24 protein-coding genes are annotated in these 24,888 nt (G+C 33.8%); 21 read left to right on the top strand and 3 right to left on the bottom strand.

Going from position 1 to position 24,888, the window contains the following annotated elements; all coding sequences use genetic code 11:
- Positions 1 to 213: 213 nt before the first annotated feature.
- On the bottom strand, positions 214 to 558 hold the full coding sequence (locus tag ACZZZA_RS00760) for a hypothetical protein (RefSeq protein ID WP_463429370.1): 345 nt from the start codon (positions 556 to 558) through the stop codon (positions 214 to 216).
- Positions 559 to 560: 2 nt separating this feature from the next.
- A complete protein-coding gene (locus tag ACZZZA_RS00755) occupies positions 561 to 1,535 on the bottom strand; it encodes a ribonucleotide-diphosphate reductase subunit beta (RefSeq protein ID WP_463429369.1) in 975 nt (324 codons plus the stop codon).
- A gap of 430 nt (positions 1,536 to 1,965) precedes the next feature.
- Here ACZZZA_RS00755 and ACZZZA_RS00750 point away from each other — a divergent pair, with 430 nt between their 5' ends.
- The 4 genes from ACZZZA_RS00750 to ACZZZA_RS00735 all read left to right on the top strand — a co-directional run bounded on the left by ACZZZA_RS00750 (position 1,966) and on the right by ACZZZA_RS00735 (position 6,654).
- On the top strand, positions 1,966 to 2,655 hold the full coding sequence (locus tag ACZZZA_RS00750) for an ABC transporter ATP-binding protein (RefSeq protein ID WP_463429368.1): 690 nt from the start codon (positions 1,966 to 1,968) through the stop codon (positions 2,653 to 2,655).
- A 79-nt stretch (positions 2,656 to 2,734) separates the two neighbouring features.
- Positions 2,735 to 3,964 (top strand): ABC transporter permease, encoded by a 1,230-nt coding sequence (locus ACZZZA_RS00745; protein ID WP_463429367.1) that lies wholly within the window; start codon positions 2,735 to 2,737, stop codon positions 3,962 to 3,964.
- Between the two features lie 144 nt (positions 3,965 to 4,108).
- Positions 4,109 to 5,380, top strand: coding sequence for an ABC transporter permease (locus tag ACZZZA_RS00740; protein WP_463429366.1), 1,272 nt, complete (start codon positions 4,109 to 4,111; stop codon positions 5,378 to 5,380).
- 77 nt (positions 5,381 to 5,457) lie between these two features.
- Positions 5,458 to 6,654, top strand: a complete 1,197-nt coding sequence (locus ACZZZA_RS00735) for an efflux RND transporter periplasmic adaptor subunit (RefSeq protein WP_463429365.1) — start codon at positions 5,458 to 5,460, stop codon at positions 6,652 to 6,654.
- Between the two features lie 109 nt (positions 6,655 to 6,763).
- On the opposite strand, the gene ACZZZA_RS00730 is transcribed toward ACZZZA_RS00735, so the two are convergent.
- Positions 6,764 to 7,057 (bottom strand): hypothetical protein, encoded by a 294-nt coding sequence (locus ACZZZA_RS00730; RefSeq protein WP_463429364.1) that lies wholly within the window; start codon positions 7,055 to 7,057, stop codon positions 6,764 to 6,766.
- Positions 7,058 to 7,212: 155 nt separating this feature from the next.
- Here ACZZZA_RS00730 and ACZZZA_RS00725 point away from each other — a divergent pair, with 155 nt between their 5' ends.
- The 17 genes from ACZZZA_RS00725 to ACZZZA_RS00645 all read left to right on the top strand — a co-directional run bounded on the left by ACZZZA_RS00725 (position 7,213) and on the right by ACZZZA_RS00645 (position 24,886).
- Positions 7,213 to 7,542 carry an ArsR/SmtB family transcription factor gene (locus ACZZZA_RS00725; protein ID WP_463429363.1) on the top strand — a complete coding sequence of 110 codons (330 nt, stop codon included), beginning with the start codon at positions 7,213 to 7,215 and terminating at the stop codon, positions 7,540 to 7,542.
- 74 nt (positions 7,543 to 7,616) lie between these two features.
- Complete coding sequence (locus tag ACZZZA_RS00720; protein WP_463429362.1) at positions 7,617 to 8,090, top strand: DUF6428 family protein; 474 nt, start codon at positions 7,617 to 7,619, stop codon at positions 8,088 to 8,090.
- 28 nt (positions 8,091 to 8,118) lie between these two features.
- Positions 8,119 to 8,730 (top strand): low molecular weight phosphatase family protein, encoded by a 612-nt coding sequence (locus ACZZZA_RS00715; RefSeq protein ID WP_463429361.1) that lies wholly within the window; start codon positions 8,119 to 8,121, stop codon positions 8,728 to 8,730.
- Between the two features lie 4 nt (positions 8,731 to 8,734).
- The gene (gene arsB / locus ACZZZA_RS00710) at positions 8,735 to 9,763 is read left to right on the top strand and encodes an ACR3 family arsenite efflux transporter (protein ID WP_463429360.1); all 1,029 of its coding nucleotides are present in this window, start codon (positions 8,735 to 8,737) and stop codon (positions 9,761 to 9,763) included.
- A 107-nt stretch (positions 9,764 to 9,870) separates the two neighbouring features.
- Positions 9,871 to 11,136, top strand: coding sequence for a serine hydroxymethyltransferase (gene glyA, locus ACZZZA_RS00705; RefSeq protein ID WP_463429359.1), 1,266 nt, complete (start codon positions 9,871 to 9,873; stop codon positions 11,134 to 11,136).
- Between the two features lie 155 nt (positions 11,137 to 11,291).
- A complete protein-coding gene (locus tag ACZZZA_RS00700) occupies positions 11,292 to 11,759 on the top strand; it encodes a regulatory protein RecX (protein WP_463429358.1) in 468 nt (155 codons plus the stop codon).
- A gap of 74 nt (positions 11,760 to 11,833) precedes the next feature.
- Positions 11,834 to 14,116 (top strand): T9SS type A sorting domain-containing protein, encoded by a 2,283-nt coding sequence (locus ACZZZA_RS00695; RefSeq protein ID WP_463429357.1) that lies wholly within the window; start codon positions 11,834 to 11,836, stop codon positions 14,114 to 14,116.
- 8 nt (positions 14,117 to 14,124) lie between these two features.
- On the top strand, positions 14,125 to 14,361 hold the full coding sequence (locus ACZZZA_RS00690; protein ID WP_463429356.1) for a hypothetical protein: 237 nt from the start codon (positions 14,125 to 14,127) through the stop codon (positions 14,359 to 14,361).
- Between the two features lie 470 nt (positions 14,362 to 14,831).
- Entirely contained in the window at positions 14,832 to 16,811 is a 1,980-nt protein-coding gene (locus ACZZZA_RS00685; protein WP_463429355.1) for a polysaccharide biosynthesis protein, read from the top strand.
- A gap of 93 nt (positions 16,812 to 16,904) precedes the next feature.
- Entirely contained in the window at positions 16,905 to 17,714 is an 810-nt protein-coding gene (locus tag ACZZZA_RS00680) for a polysaccharide biosynthesis/export family protein (protein WP_463429354.1), read from the top strand.
- A 23-nt stretch (positions 17,715 to 17,737) separates the two neighbouring features.
- Positions 17,738 to 20,110 (top strand): GumC family protein, encoded by a 2,373-nt coding sequence (locus tag ACZZZA_RS00675; protein ID WP_463429353.1) that lies wholly within the window; start codon positions 17,738 to 17,740, stop codon positions 20,108 to 20,110.
- Positions 20,111 to 20,153: 43 nt separating this feature from the next.
- Complete coding sequence (locus ACZZZA_RS00670; protein WP_463429352.1) at positions 20,154 to 21,455, top strand: nucleotide sugar dehydrogenase; 1,302 nt, start codon at positions 20,154 to 20,156, stop codon at positions 21,453 to 21,455.
- 59 nt (positions 21,456 to 21,514) lie between these two features.
- The gene (locus tag ACZZZA_RS00665; protein WP_463429351.1) at positions 21,515 to 21,919 is read left to right on the top strand and encodes a sugar 3,4-ketoisomerase; all 405 of its coding nucleotides are present in this window, start codon (positions 21,515 to 21,517) and stop codon (positions 21,917 to 21,919) included.
- Positions 21,909 to 22,325 (top strand): sugar 3,4-ketoisomerase, encoded by a 417-nt coding sequence (locus ACZZZA_RS00660; RefSeq protein ID WP_463429350.1) that lies wholly within the window; start codon positions 21,909 to 21,911, stop codon positions 22,323 to 22,325. Before ACZZZA_RS00665 ends, ACZZZA_RS00660 begins: the two co-directional genes overlap by 11 nt.
- Complete coding sequence (locus ACZZZA_RS00655) at positions 22,318 to 22,803, top strand: acyltransferase (RefSeq protein ID WP_463429349.1); 486 nt, start codon at positions 22,318 to 22,320, stop codon at positions 22,801 to 22,803. Before ACZZZA_RS00660 ends, ACZZZA_RS00655 begins: the two co-directional genes overlap by 8 nt.
- An 11-nt stretch (positions 22,804 to 22,814) precedes the next feature.
- Positions 22,815 to 23,924, top strand: a complete 1,110-nt coding sequence (locus ACZZZA_RS00650) for a DegT/DnrJ/EryC1/StrS family aminotransferase (RefSeq protein WP_463429348.1) — start codon at positions 22,815 to 22,817, stop codon at positions 23,922 to 23,924.
- Complete coding sequence (locus tag ACZZZA_RS00645; protein ID WP_463429347.1) at positions 23,915 to 24,886, top strand: hypothetical protein; 972 nt, start codon at positions 23,915 to 23,917, stop codon at positions 24,884 to 24,886. The genes ACZZZA_RS00650 and ACZZZA_RS00645 overlap by 10 nt, the downstream gene beginning before the upstream one ends.
- Positions 24,887 to 24,888: the final 2 nt, after the last annotated feature.

The following is a 24,888-nucleotide window of genomic DNA, read 5'->3' as shown; positions in this document are numbered from 1 at the left end:
TTTGAAAACGGGCTAAAGCCCGTTTCTATTGATATTCTTATCAAACTTCATAGGTTTCTAAAACCTATGAGGTTTGGTTGAGATATTTATTTTTCACCGTCATTGCTAGGAACGAAGCAATCTCATCTTTTGTGCAGATGCTTCGACAAGCTCAGCATGACATCTCTAATACTAACTGTTTAATCATTGAATTAGTAAAAGCCGATTTTCAATTTAACTGAAATCAGAAAGTTTGCTAAGATGATCGTAAAGTTCTGATGTGACATTATCAATTTTTCTCTTTTGAGTCTGCCAATTTTCTCTATATCTTTTATTTCCCTTTTTATAATCATCATGTAACTCTCCAGGAATATCTGCTTTTAATATATCCGCTTCCATCCATAGAGATAATAATGTGGTATCCATTATTTTATCATTTTCTCTTATATATGAAATTAAATTCAATAAATTTTCCGAATAACTCTGTATAAAAGGATAGGATGGATTTTGTCTTCCATGTTCTTTAATGTCAAGATAAAAACGATCTAGTTGCTGTTTAGCGTATTCTAAATTATTCATTCTTAAAAAAGATCATTCGCCGTAATACTCTTATCATGCTTTGTATAATCTACCGGTCTTTTTGCAAAGAAATCATCCATAGAATTGGCGAAAACTTCTTCTTCAAACCATTTCATCGGGCTGTATTGCTCTGCAGTGGTGTTGTAACGTTTGTCCATGTTGATTTTGGTTAAACTTTCGTCAACACGGTATTTCATAAAGTTAATCAGATCTTCTTTAGAGAATTTATCCAGTTCGCCCATTTCAAAGATCCAGTCAAGAATTTCTCCTTCAAGCTCAATAGATTGGTCGACCAAAGTATAAATATCTTCAATATCAGAATCGGTTAAAAGATCCGGCTGTTCTTCACGGATTTTATTGATCAGGTAGATTCCGCCGTTTGCATGAATCTGCTCATCAATAGACGTCCACGCAATAATATTGGAAACATTTTTCAGGAAACCTTTAAATCTTGTGAAGGATAAAATAATGGCAAACTGTGAGAACAAAGACACATTCTCAATAAGAATGCTGAATAAAAGCAAAGAGGAAACATATTCTTTTGGAGTTGCAGAGTTTGCGTGTTTCAACACATTGGATAAGAAATCAATTCTTTTCTTTAACGCAGGAACTTCTACAACGTGGGTGAATTCTTCGTTGTATCCCAAAACTTCCAACAAACGAGAATACGCTTCAGAATGACGAAATTCACATTCAGCGAATGTGGATCCTAAACCATTTAATTCAGGTTTTGGTAAGTGGTTGTAAAGGTTTCCCCAGAATGACTTTACCGAAACTTCAATTTGGGCAATCGCTAAAAGTGCATTTTTTACCGCATTTTTCTCGTGCGGCTCCAGCTGCGACTGAAAATCCTGAACGTCTGCCGTGAAATCAACCTCCGAGTGTACCCAGAATGATTTGTTGATCGCTTCTGTAAACTGAAGAACTTCAGGATACTCAAATGGCTTGTAGCTTATTCTTTTGTCAAAAATTCCCATATGTAAATTGTAATGTCTTTAAAATTTATTAAAATGATCACTGTATTGAAGTTCAGGAAACGGATAACCTTTTGATATGTTGGTTTTTATGCTTAAAATAACTCAACAGTGTTTTGTATTCATTTCTTGTTACGTGCTAAGCACAAAGTTAGACAACGCAGACTGATTTTAAAAGGGGTAAAGAGTAATTGATTGACTTTTAACCTTAAAAGTTTTCCACATTTACATGAAACTCGCTCTGATATTGGTTTAGAGATACTTAACCAGTGTAAAACTAAGTTATGTTAAGTTTGTACTTAAACACTTTATTTTAAATATTTGGTATTGAGGTATTTATTAGTTAAACAGCCTTTTTTTTAAAGATTTTTTTATTCTTGTAACAAATTGAAAATATATACTACTTATTGGGAACAAAAACAGTAATCACTCAATGTTAGTAATTCAGGATCTACATAAATCATACGACACGGGCAAGAGTAAACTGCACGTTCTCAAAGGTATTAATCTTACTATTGATGAAGGTGAATTTGTCTCTATTATGGGAAGTTCGGGTTCAGGAAAATCAACTTTGCTGAATATCATCGGAATTTTAGATGAAAAAGACAGCGGGGTTTATGATCTTGATGGAATTCCGATTGAACACCTTAATGAAGTAAAAGCTGCTGAATACCGTTCAAAATTTCTTGGTTTTGTTTTTCAGTCTTTTAATTTAATAGGGTACAAAACTGCTTTGGATAATGTTGCACTTCCTTTATACTATCAAAATGTACCGAGAAAAGAGCGTAACCAAAAAGCAATGGAATATTTGGAAAAAGTAGGTTTGGCACAATGGGCAACGCACCTTCCAAACGAACTTTCAGGTGGTCAAAAGCAAAGGGTTGCGATTGCAAGAGCATTAATTACCAATCCAAAAGTTGTTTTGGCGGATGAACCTACCGGAGCATTAGATTCTAAAACAACCCACGATATTATGAAACTCCTTCAGGACATCAACAACGAAGGAAAAACGATCATCGTCGTGACCCACGAACCAGATGTTGCAGCACAAACCAAAAGAAACGTCATTCTTAGAGACGGAATCATTGAGAGTGATGAGTATATAAAACAGATTGTTTTGTAATTAAAATAAAATCAACTGAAAATTTAAAGTCATTAATTTTTTTAATCTTTAAATTTTTTAATCATTTAATTAAGAAAATATGTTTGACCTAGATCGTTGGCAGGAAATATTCAGTTCTATTCGCAGTAATGTATTGCGGACGGTGCTTTCGGGCTTTACGGTAGCTTTGGGACTGTATATTTTTATTGTGCTTTTCGGTATAGGGAATGGTTTGCAAAATGCTTTTCAGGAAGGTTTTACCAGGGATGCTCAAAATTTGATTACAATTTTTACAGGACGTACCAATATTGCATACGGAGGTTTACAAGCCGACAGAACCATTACACTTAATAATTCAGATTATCAAGCCCTGACAAAATCTCAACCCGAAAAAGTGCAATACTCAACTCCCAGATATTCTACTAATTTTCTTGTGAAGTACGGAAAAGAAAGTGGAAGCTATCAGATTTCCGGAGCCAATGATCAGGAAGCTTTTATTGAAAACAGGAAACTGATGAACGGAAGATTTATTTCTGAAAGAGATATTGCCAACAATCAATATGTTGCTGTCATCGGAAGAATGGTACAGCGAGATCTGATAAAGAACGGAGATCCTATTGGTAAAGAACTGGAAATCAACGGAAGTATTTATAAAGTAATTGGTGTATTCAGTGATGATGGGGGAGATTGGGATGAAAGAATGATCAGTGTTCCTATTTCAACACTTCAACAGGTGAAAAAAGGTTCAGATACGATCAGTACTATTTTCATTGCTTATGATGAAAAAATGCAACCCAATGAGGCAATTGAGTATGGGAAAGAGCTGGAAAAAGAATTAAGAGCCCGAAAAAAAGTTTCTCCCGATGATCAGAATGCGGTAGGAGTCAATAACCGTGCAGAAGGATTGCAGGATTCTTTTACATTTCTTTTTGTGATTACCATTATTGTAGGATTCATTGGTATGGGTACTTTGCTTGCCGGTATCATCGGAATCAGCAATATCATGGTGTACATCGTAAAAGAACGCACCAAAGAAATCGGAGTAAGAAAAGCCATCGGAGCCAAGCCAAAAAGTATTGTCGCATTAATCATGCAGGAAAGTATTGTCATCACTGTGATTTCCGGTTTTGTAGGAGTGGGCGTTGGTGTTTTGACTTTAGAACTGATTGGAGACAGTTTAGAAAAATATTTTATTAAAGATCCAAGTGTGGGATGGGGATTGATTTTCGCAGCATTTATAAGTCTCGTTCTTTCAGGATTGATTGCCGGATTTATTCCTGCCTACAGAGCTTCCAGAATCAGACCTATTGAAGCTTTAAGAACGGAATAACAAAAGTGAATGGTCTATTGTGAATTTTAATGAAATTCTTAACGAATGCTTAAGCTTGACACAATATTAAAATTTGACTTGCGAAGCAAAATTCACAGCAAAGCAAATTCGTTCTTATTAAAGTAAAAAATTGACATTTTAAAAATGAACATTTTATTTAAAAAAGATACCTGGCAAGAAATTTATTATTCATTGAAGAATAATAAACTTCGTACGTTTCTTACCATGATTGGTGTGGGTTGGGGAATGTTTCTTTTTGTAAGTCTTTTGGGCGCTGCAAAAGGTATGGAAAACGGTTTTGATAAATTGTTTTCAGGTTTTGCGACGAACTCCATTTTTATGTGGGCGCAAAATACATCGATTCCTTACAACGGTTTTCCTAAAGGAAGAGAAGTAAGTCTTCATTTACAGGATATGGATTTACTGCAAAGAAGAATTCCGCAGATCGATTATATTTCGCCTCAAAATTCCAGAGGAAGTTTCGGAAATCCGGGTGAGCAAATGAGCGCAAATGGAAAAACTGCCGTGTACACATTGACAGGAGATTATCCCGTAGGAAATAAAATTTCGGAGAAAAAATTGATTTTCGGTCGTTATCTTAACGATGCGGATGTCACCGGAAACAAAAATGTAGTGATCATCGGGGAAGGTATTTACAAAAACTTTTTTGATGCGAAAAAGAAAGAGAATCCTATAGGAAAATCAATCAACATCAAAGGTCTTTTCTTCAATGTGATTGGCGTTTACAAAGTAGCACAAGCAGGCGGACCCAATAACAATGACACAACAGCTTTCATCCCGCTTTCAACGTTTACAAAAATGTTCAATGACGGCGATAAAGTTGATTTTTTTGCCATTGTGAGCAAACCAGATGCTGATCTTGCAGTGGTAGAAGATTTCGCCAAAACAGAGCTTAAAAAGAAAAACAATGTTTCACCGGAAGATACCAATGCATTTGGAACGTTTAACCTCGGAAAAATGTTTGAAAAAGTAACAGGCTTTCTAACAGGAATGCAGCTTTTAACAATCATCGTAGGAACGCTTACCATACTTGCAGGAGTTATTGCGATCTCAAATATATTACTGATTACCGTTACAGAACGAACGAAAGAAATAGGAATCAGAAGAGCTTTAGGAGCAAAACCTTCTGAAGTTCGTAACCAAATTTTGCTGGAAAGCGTAGTCATCACTTTAGCTTCAGGACTTTTGGGATTTATTTTCGGGATATTTATGTTGATGATCATTGATGCAATGACGAAAAACCAGGATGAATTTCCGTTTTATAATCCTACGGTTAATTATTCGGAGGTTTTTGCAGCAATGGGTGTGATGATTTTGCTGGGATTAATCATCGGAATGATTCCGGCACAGAGAGCAGTGAAAATCAGACCGATTGAAGCATTAAGAAGTGAGTAATTTGAAAATAAAGAATTCATTCTTGCATTGTGATCGGAACCTTAATAATAAAATTTAAAAATAAACTATACTACTATATGAAAAAGAAGTTTACCTGGAAAAAAGCTATTTACATCGTCCTTGGGCTTTTATTTGCGCTTGCCTTATTTTCCGGAATCAGCTATTTAGTGAAATCAAATTCTACAGAAAGTGAAGCTTTCCTTACCAGAAAACCGACCGTTCAGAATATGGATGACAAAGTGATGGCAACAGGAAAAATTATTCCTAAAGAAGAAATTGAAATCAAACCAAATATTGCAGGAATCATTGACAAAATATTGGTTGATGAAGGAGATAGAGTAGAAGCAGGTCAATTGATTGCGACTGTAAAAATTATTCCAAATATCGCTGAAGTCAACAATGCGCAACAGGAAGTTTTAAACTCTCAGCTTCAGATCAGCAATGCGAGAATGAATGTTGATAATATGCAAAAGCAGTTTGCCATGCAGCAGAAACTGTTCAGTCAGGGTGTGATTTCAAAACAGGAATATCTGAATTCTCAGCAGCAATTATATTCAATGCAGCAAGGGGTGAAGAATGCCAATCAGCAACTTCAGACCGCACAAAAAAGGTTGCAAATTGTAAAAACAGGAGCTACTCCTGAACTGCAGGGTTTGGCAACGACTCAAATTCGCTCAAAAGCAGCAGGAACCGTTCTTGAAGTTCCCGTAAAAGTTGGAAGCCAGGTAATTGAAGCCAACTCTTTCAACGCAGGAACTACAATTTGTTCAATTGCAAATTTGAATTCATTGATTTTTCAGGGCGAAATTGATGAAGCACAAGCAGGAAAGCTGAAGCAAGGAATGGATATGAATATTGTGATCGGTGCTTTGCAGAATAAATCTTTTCCGGGAAGGCTTACAATGATTGCTCCAAAAGGGAAAGACAACAACGGAACGATAAAATTCCCGGTTGAAGGTGATGTTTACAATCCAAGCAATGAGTACATCAGAGCCGGATTTTCTGCAAACGGAGAAATTGTGATGAGCTCACAGAAAAATGCTTTGTTGCTGGATGAATCTTTGGTGCAGTATGAGAAAAGCAACGGAAAAGACAAAGCTTTCGTGGAAGTGAAACAACCGGACGGAAAATTCAAAAAAGTGTTTGTAAAATTAGGGGCAAGTGACGGTATCAACGTACAGATTCTTTCAGGTATTGATAAAAATGCAAACGTAAAAGTATGGAATCCGTCTGATAAAGATAAAGAAGAATTAAAAGAGAAAGCGAAGAAATAATCTCGTTTTCGTATAAATACCAAAGTCCCGGAAATTCCGGGACTTTTTTGTTGTACTATAAAACCAATAGTTTTCTTGGCCTGAATTTTAATCAAAACTGATTTTCAAATTAACTCAAAAATTTAATTTCTTTATCTTTAAAATTGTTTTTTACAACCAGTTTATTCATAGCTGCCAACATTTTTCTGCGAAGTTTAGCGAGTCTTCTTACATTTTTATCTTCGCTGTAATCAAAAATATTGTCTTTAAAACTGAATGTATCACCATCTTCAAAACTGATGTTGTTTTTCTTCAGCTCTCCTTGTAACATAAGATTGGTCATGCTTTCAAGGATCAGATGTTCAGAATCACCAAGAGATTTTAAAGAGTTGAGCAATTGTTTTTTATATTTTTTCTTTCCCATAATTTGTAACGATTTCCGCTAATTTAAGATTTATGCAAATATATCGTTTTCATTAAAACTATTTTTCATAAAATCCTGCAAAATAAAATAGTAAACAGAAAAAAAATTTGTCAGAATAATTTAATATCGTAATATTGCAATGTTATAATACAAAAATGGGACTTACTAAAACTGAAATTTTCACAGAAAAACAAAATCGATTGGCTACGCTTTTCAAGGTTTTGGGACATCCGGCTCGTATAGCGATTTTGCAGCACATCATCAATCAAAAAGCCTGCATCTGTAATGATTTGGTGGAAGAACTGGGTTTAGCACAGGCAACAATTTCGCAACATTTAAAAGAATTGAAAAACATCGGAATCATCCAAGGGTCTATCGAAGGAAAATCTGTGTGTTATTGTATCGACGAAAAGGTTTGGAAAACCGTTCAAACAGAATTAGGATTGTTTTTTACTCAAGATCCACAATCTGAATCTTGCTGTTAAATCTTTTTTTTATATAAATATCATCGTTATATAGCAATATAACATTTTTAAAAACTTCATTAAAATCTTATTATATGAAACTTTCATCTATTAAAGAAATTCTTCCAACATTAGAAAATGTTGAATTTCAATTGGAAAACGGAACAATGGTTCCGGAACATTTTCACGTAACGGAGGTCGGTCAGATTACTAAAAACTTTATCGATTGCGGTGGTGTCATCCGTTCAGAAAAAGTAGTCAGCTTTCAACTGTGGAATGCCGATGATTTTGAACATCGTTTGAAACCCGGCAAATTGTTGAGCATTATCAAACTTTCTGAAGATAAATTAGGCATTGAAGATTCAGAAATTGAAGTTGAATATCAGAGCGATACCATCGGAAAATACGATTTGAAATTCAACGGAAAAAACTTTGTATTGGTCAGCAAAACAACTGCTTGTTTAGCACAGGATGCTTGTGGAATTCCTTCTGAAAAGCAAAAGAAAAACTTATCTGAATTGACAGCAGATTCATCAAATTCTTGCACTCCAGGTGGTGGATGTTGTTAAAATTATTTAAAATTAAATTATTTAAATAATGAATCAAAACATCAAAAACCGTTGCGAAATTCTCAGCAAAAATTTTAAAGAAATCAATGCTGATCGTAAAGTTTTACTCGAAAAATTAGCCAATCATATTCAGGAAAAATTAAATTCTGAACAAGAAGTCAGCTTGGTTTACGTTTGCACGCACAATTCCCGCAGAAGTCATCTCGGACAAGTGTGGTCAAAAGTTGCCGCCGATTTTTACGGTTTCAATATCAATACTTTTTCCGCAGGAACAGAAGCTACGGCTTTCAATCAAAATGCTATCAATGCTTTGATTTCAGCAGGTTTTGACGTGCAACAATTAGACGAAACAAGCAATCCGAAATATGAAGTGATTTTTGGTGAAGGAAAATCAAATCTTTGTTTTTCTAAAACCATTGATGATGAAAGTTTGCCTAAAGAAAACTTTGTTGCTGTAATGACCTGTGGCGATGCTGATGAAAATTGTCCTTTTATTCCGGGTTGCGATTTGAGAATCGGAACCACCTATTTTGATCCGAAATCTTTTGATCATTCTGTTCTTCAGGACGAAAAATATACTGAAAGAAGCAACCAGATTGCAATGGAATGTCTGTATGTTTTTTCTTTAATTAAAAAATAACTTAATGCAGCCAAAATTAAAATTTCTCGACCGGTTTCTTACGCTTTGGATTTTCCTTGCCATGGCAATTGGAGTGGGATTAGGTTTTTTATTTCCAAATATTTCAGAAATTACCAATTCGCTTTCTGTGGGAAACACCAATATTCCGTTAGCTGTCGGATTGATTTTGATGATGTATCCGCCACTTGCAAAAGTCAATTATTCTCTCTTGCCAATGGCTTTTAAAGATAAAAAAGTACTGTCATTATCATTATTCCTCAATTGGATTATCGGTCCGGTTTTGATGTTCGTTTTGGCAATAATTTTCCTGAAAAACGAACCGGATTATATGATTGGTTTAATCTTAATCGGTTTGGCAAGATGTATTGCAATGGTGATTGTCTGGAATGATTTAGCCAAAGGAAACCGGGAATATGCGGCACTTTTGGTGGCATTGAACAGTATTTTTCAAATATTTTCTTACAGCTTTTTTGTTTGGCTGTTCATTAATGTTTTGCCACAAAAATTAGGATTGGGAAATTTCAATGTTTCTGTACCGATGCAAGATGTTACGGAAAGCGTTCTGATCTACCTGGGAATTCCTTTTCTGGCAGGATTTTTAAGCCGATATTTCTTAGTGAAAGCTAAAGGAATAGAGTGGTACAACAGAAAATTTATACCGAAAATTTCACCGGTAACTTTATACGCTTTATTATTTACTATTGTTTTAATGTTCAGTTTGAAAGGCGATAAAATCTTAGAACTTCCGATGGACGTGGTGAAAGTTGCCATCCCGTTGATTATTTATTTTGTACTAATGTTTTTTGTGAGTTTTTTCATGAATAAATCGATGAACGTACCTTATGATAAAAATGCTTCCATCTCATTTACCGCAACCGGAAACAATTTTGAATTGGCGATTGCGGTAGCGATTTCTGTTTTCGGAATTCATTCTGCACAAGCATTTGTTGGGGTGATTGGCCCTTTGGTAGAAGTTCCTGTATTGATTTTATTGGTGAGAGCGAGTTTATGGCTGAAGAACAAATTTTATTAAATATAAAAAAGCTTACCCTATCAAAAGCTTAAAAATCATCATCATGAATATGGTAGTCTATATGAAATTCCGTATTTTTGATGTTCAAAATCAAAATTTACAAGTAAATGGATATTATTTTTGACCTTATCGAAAAAGAAAGAGAAAGACAATCCCACGGTTTAGAGCTTATTGCTTCAGAAAATTTCGTTTCTGAAAATGTAATGAAGGCGATGGGAAGTATACTCACAAACAAATATGCAGAAGGATATCCGGGAAAAAGATATTACGGAGGTTGTGAAGTGGTAGATGAGGTTGAAACTTTGGCGATCGAAAGAGCAAAGCAGCTTTTCGGAGTTGATTATGTAAATGTTCAGCCACACTCCGGTTCTCAGGCAAATGCTGCAATTTATCTGGCAGTTTTGAAGCCGGGTGATAAAATCATGGGGATGGATCTTTCTATGGGAGGTCACCTTACTCACGGTTCTGCAGTAAACTTTTCTGGAATTCAGTATGAAGTAGTTTCTTACGGAGTTCAGCAGGAAACCGGTTTGATCGATTATGATCAAATGAGAGAAGTGGCATTGAGAGAAAGACCAAAAATGATGATTGCAGGTTTTTCGGCATATTCAAGAGATTTAGATTACGCTAAATTCAGAGAGGTTGCAGATGAAATTGGAGCAACACTTTGGGCAGATATTGCACATCCTGCAGGTTTGGTGGCTAAAGGACTTTTAAATAATCCATTTGAGCATTGTCATGTTGTAACTACAACCACTCACAAGACTTTAAGAGGTCCAAGAGGCGGAATGATCATGATGGGTAAAGATTTTGAAAACACTTACGGTCACAAAACTCCAAAAGGCGAAATCAAACAGATGAGTCAGGTTTTAGACAGCGCTGTTTTCCCTGGGATTCAGGGTGGTCCTTTAGAGCACGTAATCGCAGCAAAAGCTGTAGCATTTGCTGAAGCGATTGATGACCAGTTCTTAACGTATGCAAAACAGGTGAAATCTAATGCTCAGGCTTTATCAAAAGCAATGGTAGATTTAGGATTTGATATTGTGAGCGGTGGAACAGACAATCATTTGATGTTGGTTGACCTTAGAAATAAAGGTGTAAACGGAAAAGAAACTGAGAAAGCTTTGGTTCTGGCAGATATTACCTGTAATAAAAATATGGTTCCTTTTGATGATAAATCGCCATTTACAACTTCCGGGATCAGATTGGGAACTGCGGCAATTACGACAAGAGGTTTGAAAGAGAACGACATGAAGACCATTGCAGAATTGATTTCTGAAGTGGTGGATAATATCAAAAATGAAGAAGTAATTTCTGAAGTTAGAAAAAAAGTAAACGGATTGATGGAAGGCAAAGCCTTATTCAATTACTAATCTGCTTTTGGGTAATGGCGTTTAGCTATTAGCTTTAGGTAATATTAAATAAGATAAAGAGGTGCAAAGTATTTTGTGCCTCTTTTTTATAAATTGTAATTTTGAACTATCAACTATCAACTATCAACTATCAACTATCAACTATCAACTAAACTATGCAGCCGGAAAAAAAACTTTTTACTTTTGAAGAAACCAAGCAGAAACTGGTGAATTATTGTGTTTATCAGGATCGGTGTCATGCAGAGGTAGAGCAAAAAATGAGAGAGTTTGTGCTGATTCCCGAAGCGAAGGAGGAAATTCTTTTGTATTTGATGAAAGAAAATTATTTGAATGAAGAACGTTTCACCAGAAGTTACATTAGAGGAAAATTTTACATGAAACATTGGGGAAAAATTAAAATTAAAATCTCATTAAAACAAAAAGGGATCACAGAAAAGCTAATAACCAGATGTTTTGACGAAATTGACGATGACGATTATTTAAACATAATCAAAAAAGTGTACGAAAATTACTTTTCAAAACTAAAGGGATTGCAATTATATCAAAAAAAATCAAAGACCATTAAATATCTCTTAAGCCGCGGTTTCGAGTACGAAAATATTCTGCAAGTAGTTGAGAATTAATATATATGTAATTTTAAGTTCGGTATTTTTTTTCCAAAATGACATAGTTTTGTCTCACGAAAAAAAATAATTTTATGAATTTAAAACTACAAAAAATATCAAAGGTGTCAATGGCATTTTTGATGACTACGTTCTCAGTTTGGGGATGGGGGCAAACTGCTTATTTAATGTCTTCAGGAGATAAAACATGGGACTTGTCTGGAACTTGGACAGTAAGTGGAAGTACTTACACCGGAACAGACGCAAATAACTGGCAAAGTGTTGGAATTAGTGGTACTGGTAACGAGGTGACATCAGGAACAAGAACAACAAAAACATCTGCGACAATCACAACGACAACATCTGGAGGGCTTCAAAAACCATCAGGAACAATACAGTTTCTTTCTACTGGTTCAACCAGCACTCCGGAAGCTGTAGCAATAGATTTGTTGTTAAATTTTACAGGAAGAAAAGCAGAAACTCTAAGTTTCGACTGGGCAGCAATTGATAATAGCAATGGATCACGTCCGACTTCTCTCAGAGTTTTTTGGAGTACCAATGGTACTACATTTACTGAGTTATCAGCTGCTCAGTTATTAGATAAGGTAAGTAACAACACAGGTTCTATTACATCTATTGCACTTCCATCGGAATTTAATAATACTTCTACGGCTAGAATACGTTTTTATAATCATGCAGGTACTACTGCTACGGGTTCAGGAGCTAGAGATAAATTTCAAATTGATAATATTTCTGTTACAAGTTCCATTTTACCTCCAACTTGGGATGGATCTCAATGGGTAGGCGGAACACCAACGGCAAGTACAGATGCTGTAATTGCTGGTAACTATACAGCAGGAGGTTTTACCGCTCAGTCTGTTACGGTTAATCCTACTTTCACTTTAACTATTAATTCTGGAGAGACTGTTACAACAGGAAATCTTTCAAATAATGGTAACATCATCGTCAATGATGGTGGAAATCTTATTCAAACTGTAGGTTCAACTTACACATCAGGAACAGGATCTTCATTTGTTGCAAACAGAAACAGTACAAGTGTAGCAAATAAATATGTATTTTGGGCGTCTCCGGTAGCAGATCAGAATTTGTTTACCGCTTACACATCTGCACCTTCAGGAACTGCACCACAATATGTAATGACTTACAATACAACATCAAACTTTTATGACATTGTAACAAATGCAGATGCAAATTTTACAAGCAATGCAGGAAAAGGGTATTCAGTAAAAGTACCTCAGACAAATGCAGGACTGAGCTTCGGCGGAACTAATAAAATTCCAAATAACGGAGTTGTTAATGTTGTTTTAGTAGGAACTGCTGGTAGTTTAAACAATTTCAATTTAATTGGTAATCCTTACCCTTCAAATTTAGACCTTAATGCTTTCTACACTGCAAATAATACTGCAATAGGATCAACCTTATGGTTTTGGGATAATACTACAGGAAACGTTACAACTCAAACAGGTAACACTTCTACAAATGTAGGATATGCAACTGTAAATTTAGCGAATCCTGCAGGTACGACTTGGGTTGAAGCTCCAGGTACGCAATCGCCATCGTATTCTTCAGCTTCTCTTAACGCAATAGGAAATGTGGCAAAAGCTGGTCAGGCTTTTATTGTAAAAGCTGTTGACGCAGGTTCTGTTTCATTCACAAACGCAATGCGTTCTTCTGCTACTGGAGTTACGTTAAATAAAAACGTAGATGCGAATGCAGGGAAATTCTGGATTAAATTGACGACATCTTACGGAAATACAGCTACTCAAGCAGTTACTTACAGTCAAGGTGCTTCAGATGCTTATGATGTATATGATTCAAAAGCTATGGGTATGGGTTCTGATGCGTTCTACTCTTTGGTAGGTACTGAAAAATTAGTTATTCAGGGGAAATCTTCATTTAATATTAATGATGTAGTTCCATTAGGTACTAAACATTTTGAAAACGGAAGTTTTACAGTTTCTCTATCTCATAAAGAAGGTTTGTTCACAAACGGACAAGCAATCTATCTGCATGATAAAACAACTGGAACTTACACAAATCTTCAAAACCAAGCATACACTTTCACAGGTAATGCAGGAGAATCTGCTAACAGATTTGAGATCGTTTATAAATTAGATGTTTTAGCTACATCAGAAGTTAAGAAAGATACTTTTGAGGTTTATAGAGAAGGTGAAGATTTCTTCGTAAGAAATAGTAAAAACATTGAGAATATTCAAATATTTGACGCAGCAGGTAGAAAGGTGCAAAATATCGACAGCAATTCTAAATTGGTTCGTATAAAATTAGAATCAAAAGGATTGTATATCATTAAAGCAACTTCAGCAGGAAAAGAATATTCTAAAAAAATAATTAAATAATACAAACTATGAAAAAAATAATAATAATGTGTTCATTAGTTCTTTCAGGTCTTGCATTTGCAGATCAGTCAGAAAACCCTTACGTATATGATGAGCCTGAAATGGGAACAATGGCAGAAGGAGATGCTCCGGCAGGTCCGGGTGATCCCAATGCAGCTCCTATCGATGAGTATATTCCTGCACTCTTAATTATGGCAATAGCAATGATTGTTGTATATAAGAAAAGAAATGTGATTTCAGAATAATCAATATTTAAATTAATTATAAACCTCCTAATATTTTTTTTTGGGAGGTTTTTTTATTATGTTTTAATAAACATACCTGATGTATTAATTTTAAGTACGAATTATCATTTTTTTCAAAACGAAAAATTTATACTACTTCAATACGGTATCATAAAACGAAACTGATGTTTCTTCCTGAAAATCATTAAATTAATTTTTAAAATAACAATTTATGGATTGAAGAATAAATTAAAATATTTATTATTAAGTATTAAAATTTCAATAATAATTTAAAAGTTATTTTATTATGATAAAAAAATACATAGCTTTGTGTAAAATATTGTAATTGAAAATATTTTTTTTAACATAAATTTTGTTCAATTTTGAACAGACCCGATAACTTTTCAAGCGTAAAAATATGTTCTATGTCATTTTTTTAAATTAAATAATATGATTATCTTTGCCAAAATAATAAAACACCAGAATGCTGAATGAGAAAGCTAAATGATGCTTTTACTGCTCTTTACAACGGGGATAATATCGTGAAACTTACAGAGCTAAGATACATGCCAAGATGGGCAGTTCTACTTATTGATCTTCTGATTGTTTTAGTTTCTATTGTCATATCTTACTTTTTCCTAGAAAAGCTCCACGTAAAAATTAATTTTCCAAACTATATTTTTTGGCAGAGATTAGTGCTTATTTTGGTCAATGTGATGTTCATGTTTGTCTTCAAGACTTATGCAGGCATCATAAGACATTCTACTTTTTTCGACTTTTTTAAAATAATACTTTCTTCAGGTAGTACCTTATTAACGATTCTCATTATTAATTACTGCACTGAAATTTGGTTAGGGAAATCTTTATATCTATATCCTAATCTTTTCTTATATTTTTTCATTTCAGTTTCAGTAATGTTCTTTTTCAGAATGATTACCAAACAGTTTTTTAATATTTTGATTGATTATAAAGGATCATCTTCAAAAATTAGAATTGCTGTAGTGGGAGTTGGTGATGCTTCGGTTTCTCTGGCAAGAGCAATTTTACATAATCCTAACTATCCTTATCGTTTAGAAGGTTTTCTTACCAAAAGATCAGATTCTCATAAAGCGGTTTTACTGGGTCACAAAATTTATAACAGTGATCATTTTTTTAAGAATAAAGATCTTGTAAGTCAATTTGATGCAGTTTTAATTATAAAGGAAATCATGTCTAAGCATGAACTGGAAGAATGGATGACCTTAGCATTAGATCATGGTCTAAAAGTTTTGAAAGCACCTACTGTAAGCAAAATGCGAGACTCAGATTTAGTAGGAGGTATTCGCCAGCTACAGATTGAAGATTTATTAAACCGCAGACCCATTAAAATTGAAAATGCTGATGTGATCAAAAGACATGCTGAGAAAGCTGTATTGGTAACCGGCGGTGCAGGTTCTATTGGAAGTGAAATCGTAAGACAGGTTGCCCAGTTCAGTCCTTCTTTGATTGTGGTGCTTGATCAGGCAGAATCACCTTTATATGAATTGGAATTAGAATTATTAGAAAAATATCCAGAGCAGAAATTTAAGTTTGTTTTGGCAGATATATCCAATAACTACAGGCTGGAAAAATTATTTGAAATCTATCAGTTCTCAATGGTTTATCACGCTGCAGCATACAAGCATGTTCCTTTAATTGAGGAAAACCCTCATGAAGCAATTTTTGTAAATGTATTGGGAACTAAGAATGTATCCTTGCTTTCCAAAAAATATAAAGTTAACCGTTTTGTAATGGTTTCTACAGATAAAGCAGTGAATCCTACCAATGTGATGGGAGCCTCAAAAAGAACGGCTGAATTATTTGTGCAGTCGCTGCAAAATTCTGAAGGGAATAAAACAAAATTCATTACCACGCGTTTTGGAAATGTTTTAGGCTCAAACGGTTCTGTAATTCCGCATTTCAAAAAACAAATTGAAAAAGGAGGTCCTGTAACCATTACGCATCCCGACATTATAAGATACTTTATGACAATCCCAGAAGCTTGTGAATTGGTTCTGCAGGCAGGAACAATGGGTGATGGAGGAGAGATCTATGTGTTTGATATGGGTGAGCCTGTGAAGATTTTAGATTTAGCAAAGAGAATGATCAAATTATCTGGTTTCACACCTGATGAAGAGATTAAAATTAAATTCATAGGATTACGTCCAGGTGAAAAATTATATGAAGAACTGTTGAGCAATGATGCTACAACTATTCCTACACATCATGAGAAAATCATGATCTCTAAAGATCCTACCGTTAAATTTGATGAAATCGAAATTTTATTCAGACAAATTATTAAATCTGCAGTAAGAAGGGATAAAGTACAGGTAGTTACGCTGTTAAAAAATATTGTCCCTGAATTTATCAGCAACAATTCTGAATACGAATTTTTGGATAAGAAAAAAGTAAGCGATACTGAAAATCTTGCTGTTGAAAATAGTGAATTCTAATTTCCGAATAAATCGATCAGGTTTTAAATTAACTAGTACAAAACAAATTTTGTTTAAAATAATAACCCTATTTTTGTGAAAAATTTATTAAAAATGACTTTAAAAAAATATTTTATATACGGAGCTTTAAGTTTGTCAGTATTTTCTTGTACACCTAGGCAGGAAATCAATTATATGAAAGATATTGAAAGTATTGCTCTGGATAATTCCATCAAGAATAGCAGAAGCACTTTGCAGACGGGTGATCAATTGGTGATTACGGTTTCAGCGAAAGATCTTGATGTGGTAAAACCTTTTAATCAAAATTATTCTTCCACTACAACTGTAGCGCAATATTCCACACCTAGTGGAAATTCTCAATTTCAACCAATGGCTGCTTCTGGACCTACATATACGGTTGATACTGATGGGAATATAAATTTTCCACAAATTGGCTTGATCAACACAAAAGATGAGAATACTGAGACATTCAAAACAAAATTGGCAGGACTAATCTCAGCGTATGTGAAAAATCCTATTATAGATGTGAAATTAATCAACTTTAAAGTTTCTGTATTGGGAGAAGTAGCAAGACCTGGAACCTATGTAATTCCTGACGGGAATACTACGTTATTACAAACTTTAGGTTTAGCTGGAGATTTAACCACTTTTGGAGTACGTAACAATATTTTGATTGTTAGAAATGTAGACGGAAAGTTTACCCAGCAAAGAATAGATATCACAAGTGCACAATTTATCAATTCTCCTTATTACTATCTTAAACAAAATGATATGATTTATGTACAGCCGAATTTAGTAAAAGAAAAATCTGCTAGAGTAGATCCAAATATAGGATTGTACATTTCTGTGGCATCAGTAATAGCTTCAATTGCATTAGGTGTTTTAGCCCTTACAAAAAATTAATAAAACAATAATCAATTTTCATAATGGATTATAATCAAATAAATGATGAGGCTCAAAAAGACTCCATTAATATCAGAGAAATAATAAAACCTTACGTTTATCGATGGTATTGGTTCGTCTTAGGAGCAGTTGTTGCTTTTTTATTAGCATGGTTTTTTTTACGATACACTATTCCTGTCTATAATATAGAATCTACTTTACTTATTAAAGAAGTTAAAAAATCCTCATCAGGACAGCCCGATATGTCTGTGATTTCAGAAATTGGTGGTGTGGGAGGCATGGGTACAAATTCAGTTGATAATGAGATTGAAATTTTTAAGTCTAAAAAACTTATGATTTCTGTTGTCAAAGAATTGGGTTTGGAGACTGTTATTTTGTCTAAGGGTAAGCTAAAAGATACAGAATTGTATAAAGAAACTGCACCATTTATTGTCAGAGTTATTAATGAAAAACATAAGAGTGTATATCCTGCAAAACAAGTTTTTGCAAAAGTACAGGGAAATAAAATCATTTTAGAATCAGAAAGTTTTCATGCTCCCATAGAAACAGAATTCAACAAAGCGGTTTCAATGCCATTCGGTGTCGTAATGTTTCAGAAAAATTCAAAATCACTTATAAATTCAGAAAAACCTTTACAGTACAGACTGCAATTTATGTCTTCCATGAATAGAGCTAGGTCGTTACTTTCTAGTTTACAAGTTAGTTTGGTAGAGAAAAATTCTACAGTAGTAAAATTAAGTTTAAATCATCCTTGCTCTGAAAAAGCAGAAGATATTTTGAATAGACTTGCAGTAAATTACAATCGTGAAGCAATTTTAGATAAAAACTCAGAAGCACAAAAAACTGCGGCTTTTATTGACGAAAGAATCAACTTGATAAGTAAGGAGCTTGGGCAAGTTGAATCTCAAAAACAAGATTTTAAAGTTCAGAATAATATTGCTGATATTCAAGCAGAAGCAGAATTATCGTTAGCAACTGCTGCTACAACACAGCAAGAACAAATATCTACTGAGTCACAGCTTGAATTAGTTAATAGTCTTATAGGGAGTTTGAACAGACATAGCAATTATGAGGTTCTACCATTAAATGTAGGACTTACAGATTCTGACTCAAATTCTAATATTGCTATGTACAATCAACTGGTTACTGAAAGAGCCAGACTATTAGAGAATTCTACCAATGCTAATCCCATTGTGCAGGATGTTACAAAACAAATTAATAGCCTCAGAAGTTCTGTATTACAAAGTTTACAGAAAAGCAGATCAGCACTTCAGATTTCCAAAAATAATATTCAATCTGAGCAAAACAGATTATCTGGTAGAATTTCAAAAATTCCTGTACAGGAGAAGTTATTTAGAAGCATAGAAAGACAACAAAATATCAAAGAACAGTTATATCTATTATTATTGCAAAAAAGAGAGGAAGCTGCAATTTCATTAGCGATTGCTGCTCCAAAGGCAAGGGTTGTTGATGATGCTTTGACAATTGCTGTAGTTTCTCCGAAAACACAGATCATTTATTTAGGTTCCTTAGTATTGGGTATATTACTACCTTTTGCAATCATATATTTAATAGAATTATTTAATAATAAAATTAAATCGAAACAGGATTTAGAAAAGTTAGTTGAAGGTGCAACTATTATTGGTGAGTTACCTTCAATGGAAAAAGGAGATTCGGAAATTGTACAATTAAATGATGTATCACCTTTGGCAGAAGCATTCAGAATATTGATTACTAATATTAATTTCATGTTGCCTAAAAATAGAAAAGGCAATGTCATTTTTGTTACATCTACTGTAAAAGGAGAAGGCAAAACTTTTACTTCTGTTAATTTAGCTTTAACACTGGCAACACCTCGTAAAAAAGTAGTGATCATAGGTTCTGATATAAGAAATCCACAGCTACAGAGATACAATGAGAACAGAAGAGGACTAATAGGTTTGTCAGAATTTATGTATGATGACCAAATGAATGCTTCAGAGATTATTCATGAAACAACATTTAATCCATATTGTGATGTGATTTATTCCGGTGCAATTACTCCAAACCCAACTGAACTTCTATCCAACGGAAGATATCAGGATTTGGTAGAAAGCTTAAAGCCTTTGTATGACTATATTATTTTAGATACAGCACCATTAATGCTGGTTACAGATTCATTCCTTATTGCAGATGTAGCGGATGCTACTGTATATGTAACGAGATCAGGATATACAGAAAAAGAATTAATTGGTTTTATCAATAAGCAAATTAAAGATAAAAAAATTAAAAATGTAGGTTTGGTTCTTAATGATGTCAGTAAAATGAATAGCGGATATGGCTATGGCTATAAATATGGTTACGGATATTCTGAAGATCAGAAGAAATCATTCTTACAGAAAATTTTTAAAAAATAATAATGAAGAAATTTCAGCAGTGAAATTGTAGTGATAAACATAAATGAACACAAAATATAAAATTGCAATAATTGGTTTAGGCTACGTAGGGTTACCATTAGCTCGCCTTTTTGCAACAAAATATTCAGTTATTGGTTTTGATATCAATGTGAATAGAATTTCTGAGCTGAATAAAGGATTTGATTCAACTCAGGAAGTAGATGATGAAATGTTAAGATCGGTTTTAGTGGATAACAATTCATTTGATACCGATATCCAAGGATTGTTTTGCTCATCAGAAATAAGTGATATTCAGAATGCAGATATATATATTATTACGGTTCCCACACCGATTGATAAGCATAACCGACCTGATTTAAATCCCTTATACCGATCAAGTGAAAGCGTTGGTAAAGTGTTGAAAAAAAATAACATTGTTATTTATGAATCGACTGTATATCCTGGAGTTACTGAAGAAGAATGTGTTCCTGTTCTTGAAAAAGTATCAGGATTAAAATTCAATGATGACTTCTTTGTCGGTTATTCACCGGAACGTATTAATCCTGGTGATAGAGAGCATACCGTTGAAAAAATATTAAAAGTAACATCTGGTTCTACCCCTGAAATTGGAAAAGTTGTTGATGACTTATATAAATCGGTAATTGTAGCAGGAACCCATTTGGCTCCAACAATTAAAGTTGCTGAAGCTTCAAAAGTGATAGAAAACTCACAACGTGATCTCAATATTGCTTTCATGAATGAGTTGGCTAAAATTTTCTCGTTAATGGATATTGATACCCATGATGTGTTGGAAGCTGCGGGAACAAAGTGGAACTTTCTGAAATTTAAACCGGGACTTGTTGGAGGACATTGTATTGGTGTAGATCCTTTTTATTTAGCCCAAAAAGCACAAGAAATAGGATACTATTCAGAACTGATTCTAGCGGCAAGAAGGCTAAACGACTCAATGGGGGCATTTGTTGCATCACAGGTTGTGAAATTAATGATCAAAAATGATATCAAAATAAAAGGCTCTAAAATTTTAAATCTAGGCATTACATTCAAAGAAAATTGTCCGGATATAAGAAATTCTAAAGCTATTGATGTTATAACAAATTTAAAAGAATACGGTGCTGAAGTAACTGCGTATGATCCATGGGTAAAGCCTGAAGATGTAGAGAAAGAATATGGAATTTGCTCAATAAATTCTCAGGATAAAATTAAAGAAAAGTTTGATGCCATTATTCTTACAGTTTCTCACGAAGAGTTTCTCAAGTTGGATCTAAGCGTGTATCTTAAAGAAAACGGAGTGATTTATGATGTAAAAGGCACACTGGCAAAACATACAGTAGATAAAAGATTATAATGGTATCAGACCATATTGATATTAAAGTCAATATTTGATTAATTTAAATATTTCATTTTATGAATAAACCTCAAATTATTGAACTTCCGAAAATATTGGATAAACGAGGTAATTTATCTTTTTTTGAGCATCCCAATCAATTACCTTTTATCATTTCCAGAACTTATTGGATCTACGATGTCCCGGGAGGAGAAGTTAGGGGAAGTCATGCTTTCAAAGAACAGCAAGAATTTATCATTGCACTTTCAGGTAGTTTTGATATCGTATTAAACGATGGCGATAAAGAAGAAACGTTTTCTCTGAACCGCTCTTATTACGGATTATATATTCCTAAAATGTACTGGAGGAGTTTAAAAAATTTTTCTACCAATTCTCTGGCACTGATAGTTTCTGACAGATCTTATGATGAAGCAGATTATATCAGAGATTTTGAACAATTTAAAATTTTAAAGAATGGTATTTAATGTTGAAGATTGTGAAATTATAGAATTACCTATAGTGCACAATGAAAGTGGAAATATTACAGTACTTGAAAACCAGTTAAATATTCCGTTTGATATTCGCAGGGTATATTATTTATATGATGTTCCCATGAATGCTGAAAGAGGAGGCCATTCCCATTACGAGTTGCAGCAATACGTTGTTGCCGCTAGCGGCTCTTTTACATTTATATTAGATGACGGAACCCATAAAAAAGAGGTTTTTCTTAATCATCCCAATAAGGCATTACATATAAAACCAGGTATATGGAGAGAAATGAAAGGTTTCTCAAGTGGTAGTATATGTTTGGTACTAGCATCAATGGAATATACAGAGAGTGATTATATAAGAGATTATACTGAATTTTTAAATTATAGAAAAAATGGCTAAAATACATCCTCTTTCCGATGTTCAAAGTGAAAACATTGGAGAAAATACAATGGTTTGGCAATATTGTGTTATTTTGAAAAACGCTGTCATAGGTGACCACTGTAACATCAACTGTCAGGTTTTAATTGAAAATGATGTAAATATTGGCGATAGTGTTACCATTAAACCGGGCGTTCAAATTTGGGACGGAGTAACTTTAGAAGACAATGTATTTATAGGACCTAATGTTACTTTCACTAATGATTTAATACCACGTTCAAAAAAATATCCGGAAATTTTTGCTAAAACGATCGTGAAAAAAGGAGCTTCTATAGGAGCCAATGCAACGATAGTTGCAGGAAACACCATTGGTGAAAATGCTTTGGTTGGTGCAGGAAGTGTCATTACTAAAGATGTACCTGCTCATACGGTATGGTTTGGAAACCCTGCAAAACAAAAGGGTACAATTGATAATAACGGAACTATTACTTATTTATAAAAAAAATAATAATGATCAAATTTCTTGATTTACAGAAAATAAATCTTGCGCATCAGCAGGAAATAGAAGAAAAATTACTAAACACATTCCGCTCCGGATGGTATCTCTTAGGAAACGAAGTGAAAACGTTTGAAGAAAATTTATCAAAGTACATCGGAGCAAAATATGCGATTAGTGTTGCCAACGGTTTAGATGCGCTTAGATTAATCCTGCGTGCCTATATAGAACTAGGAATTATGCAGAAAGGGGATGAGATTATTGTTCCTGCAAACACCTACATCGCTTCAGTATTAGCTATTTCAGATAACGGATTGATCCCTGTTTTTGTAGAACCGGATCTCGATAATTTTAATTTAGATATTTCTAAAATTGAAGAGAAACTGACATCAAAAACAAAAGGGATAATGATCGTACATTTATATGGAAGAGTCGTTTTTTCTGAAGAGTTAAAAAATATTGCTAAAAAGAACAATTTAAAAATAATAGAAGATAATGCTCAGGCAATTGGCGCTGAATATAATGGCGTAAAAACCGGAAATTTAGGAGATGCTTCAGGATTTAGTTTTTATCCGGGGAAAAACCTGGGTGCTTTGGGAGATGCTGGAGCAGTAACTACCAACGACAAAGATTTGGCAGATACGATCAGAGCATTAGCAAATTATGGTTCTAACGAGAAATATGTAAATATTTATCAAGGGTTAAATTCCAGATTAGACGAAATACAGGCTGCTGTTTTAGATGTGAAATTAAAATATATCGATGCAGAGAACCAAAGAAGAAAAGATATAGCAAAAAAATACATCTCTGAAATCAAAAACTCAAATATCATTCTTCCTTCGTTTCCCGATAACGAAAAAGAAGATGTTTGGCATTTATTTGTGATTAGAACACAACAAAGAGAAAAACTTCAAAATTATCTTACTGAAAAAGGTGTACAAACCCTTATACATTATCCAATACCTCCACATCAACAACTGGCTTATAAGGAAATGAATAATCAGTCTTTCCCAATAACAGAAAAGATCCATAGTGAAGTATTAAGTCTGCCTATTAGCCCGGTAATGAGTGATGAGGATGTATTCTATATAATAGAAAATATAAATAAAGCAGAATGGTCTTAAATGTGATTTTTTCATTCAACAGAGCTATGCAGTTGGATTATTTATTAAGATCAATTTTAGAGAATCTTAAAATTGATTTTAAAATTTTAGTCTTATATCATACTACAGGAAAACATCACGAAGGGTATGAAATTCTAAAGGAAAAATATAAAAAATATGACAACTTTTCTTTTGTTGAAAGAAAACCAACTTTAATAGACACTTCATGCTTACTTTCTATAAAGAACAAATCTGATCTGAAGTTTTTTGTTAAATCTTCACGATTATTTAATAAGAATAGTGATAATTTTAAATCGCTTTTAGAGAAAATTCTTCAACAAAGTAATTGTGAATTTGTAATGTTTAATACAGATGACGGTTATTTTTTCGATCATTTGACTATTGATGAGGATGTTTTTTCACTGATACGAAATAATCCTGAAAATGTTAGTTATCGAGCATATGTAGGAGAGAATTTAGAGAATTTTCCATCTTATATTAAGCGATGGGGAAATCATTATTTATGGGATTACTTTTGGGATAAAAATGTCACGCATTGGTCATATAATTTTGCCATTGATGCGACTGCTTACCATAGAGAGACATTGCTGAAATTATTGCGCAAAGTTCCGTATCATAATCCTGTATCTCTGGAAGCAAATGTGGAAGGATATTGCAGAAGAAATGGTTATTTTGGTATAGGTTTAGGACCTGTTACATCGAAAGTTGTAGGTACATTATTAAATCAGGTATCTAAAGCAATAAATAATCCTACAATAAATATAGATACTGAAACGTTGAATCAATTGTTTATAAAGGGGTTTAGATTGAAATTGAAACTTACCCAATATATTGATAAAGTTAATCTAGTGCCGGAAGAAGTAAAAGTTTATAATGATGTTGAGGAAAAAATACTTTACACACTTGATGGAAGTGGTAGAGAGATACAAAAGAAATTTGGAATAGGAGGTACAGAATTATAAAC

This window comes from Chryseobacterium sp. AC405b (genome assembly GCF_979258685.1).
The sequence above is the reverse complement of the archived record's forward strand: the minus strand, read 5'-3'. Positions and strand labels throughout refer to the sequence as shown.

Bases quoted from the DNA above. Each gene is read 5' to 3' on its own strand.
- ACZZZA_RS00760 (WP_463429370.1), bottom strand. From the start codon at position 558: ATGAATAATTTAGAATACGCTAAACAGCAACTAGATCGTTTTTATCTT.
- ACZZZA_RS00755 (WP_463429369.1), bottom strand. From the start codon at position 1,535: ATGGGAATTTTTGACAAAAGAATAAGCTACAAGCCATTTGAGTATCCT.
- ACZZZA_RS00750 (WP_463429368.1), top strand. From the start codon at position 1,966: ATGTTAGTAATTCAGGATCTACATAAATCATACGACACGGGCAAGAGT.
- ACZZZA_RS00745 (WP_463429367.1), top strand. From the start codon at position 2,735: ATGTTTGACCTAGATCGTTGGCAGGAAATATTCAGTTCTATTCGCAGT.
- ACZZZA_RS00740 (WP_463429366.1), top strand. From the start codon at position 4,109: ATGAACATTTTATTTAAAAAAGATACCTGGCAAGAAATTTATTATTCA.
- ACZZZA_RS00735 (WP_463429365.1), top strand. From the start codon at position 5,458: ATGAAAAAGAAGTTTACCTGGAAAAAAGCTATTTACATCGTCCTTGGG.
- ACZZZA_RS00730 (WP_463429364.1), bottom strand. From the start codon at position 7,057: ATGGGAAAGAAAAAATATAAAAAACAATTGCTCAACTCTTTAAAATCT.
- ACZZZA_RS00725 (WP_463429363.1), top strand. From the start codon at position 7,213: ATGGGACTTACTAAAACTGAAATTTTCACAGAAAAACAAAATCGATTG.
- ACZZZA_RS00720 (WP_463429362.1), top strand. From the start codon at position 7,617: ATGAAACTTTCATCTATTAAAGAAATTCTTCCAACATTAGAAAATGTT.
- ACZZZA_RS00715 (WP_463429361.1), top strand. From the start codon at position 8,119: ATGAATCAAAACATCAAAAACCGTTGCGAAATTCTCAGCAAAAATTTT.
- arsB (WP_463429360.1), top strand. From the start codon at position 8,735: ATGCAGCCAAAATTAAAATTTCTCGACCGGTTTCTTACGCTTTGGATT.
- glyA (WP_463429359.1), top strand. From the start codon at position 9,871: ATGGATATTATTTTTGACCTTATCGAAAAAGAAAGAGAAAGACAATCC.
- ACZZZA_RS00700 (WP_463429358.1), top strand. From the start codon at position 11,292: ATGCAGCCGGAAAAAAAACTTTTTACTTTTGAAGAAACCAAGCAGAAA.
- ACZZZA_RS00695 (WP_463429357.1), top strand. From the start codon at position 11,834: ATGAATTTAAAACTACAAAAAATATCAAAGGTGTCAATGGCATTTTTG.
- ACZZZA_RS00690 (WP_463429356.1), top strand. From the start codon at position 14,125: ATGAAAAAAATAATAATAATGTGTTCATTAGTTCTTTCAGGTCTTGCA.
- ACZZZA_RS00685 (WP_463429355.1), top strand. From the start codon at position 14,832: ATGAGAAAGCTAAATGATGCTTTTACTGCTCTTTACAACGGGGATAAT.
- ACZZZA_RS00680 (WP_463429354.1), top strand. From the start codon at position 16,905: ATGACTTTAAAAAAATATTTTATATACGGAGCTTTAAGTTTGTCAGTA.
- ACZZZA_RS00675 (WP_463429353.1), top strand. From the start codon at position 17,738: ATGGATTATAATCAAATAAATGATGAGGCTCAAAAAGACTCCATTAAT.
- ACZZZA_RS00670 (WP_463429352.1), top strand. From the start codon at position 20,154: ATGAACACAAAATATAAAATTGCAATAATTGGTTTAGGCTACGTAGGG.
- ACZZZA_RS00665 (WP_463429351.1), top strand. From the start codon at position 21,515: ATGAATAAACCTCAAATTATTGAACTTCCGAAAATATTGGATAAACGA.
- ACZZZA_RS00660 (WP_463429350.1), top strand. From the start codon at position 21,909: ATGGTATTTAATGTTGAAGATTGTGAAATTATAGAATTACCTATAGTG.
- ACZZZA_RS00655 (WP_463429349.1), top strand. From the start codon at position 22,318: ATGGCTAAAATACATCCTCTTTCCGATGTTCAAAGTGAAAACATTGGA.
- ACZZZA_RS00650 (WP_463429348.1), top strand. From the start codon at position 22,815: ATGATCAAATTTCTTGATTTACAGAAAATAAATCTTGCGCATCAGCAG.
- ACZZZA_RS00645 (WP_463429347.1), top strand. From the start codon at position 23,915: ATGGTCTTAAATGTGATTTTTTCATTCAACAGAGCTATGCAGTTGGAT.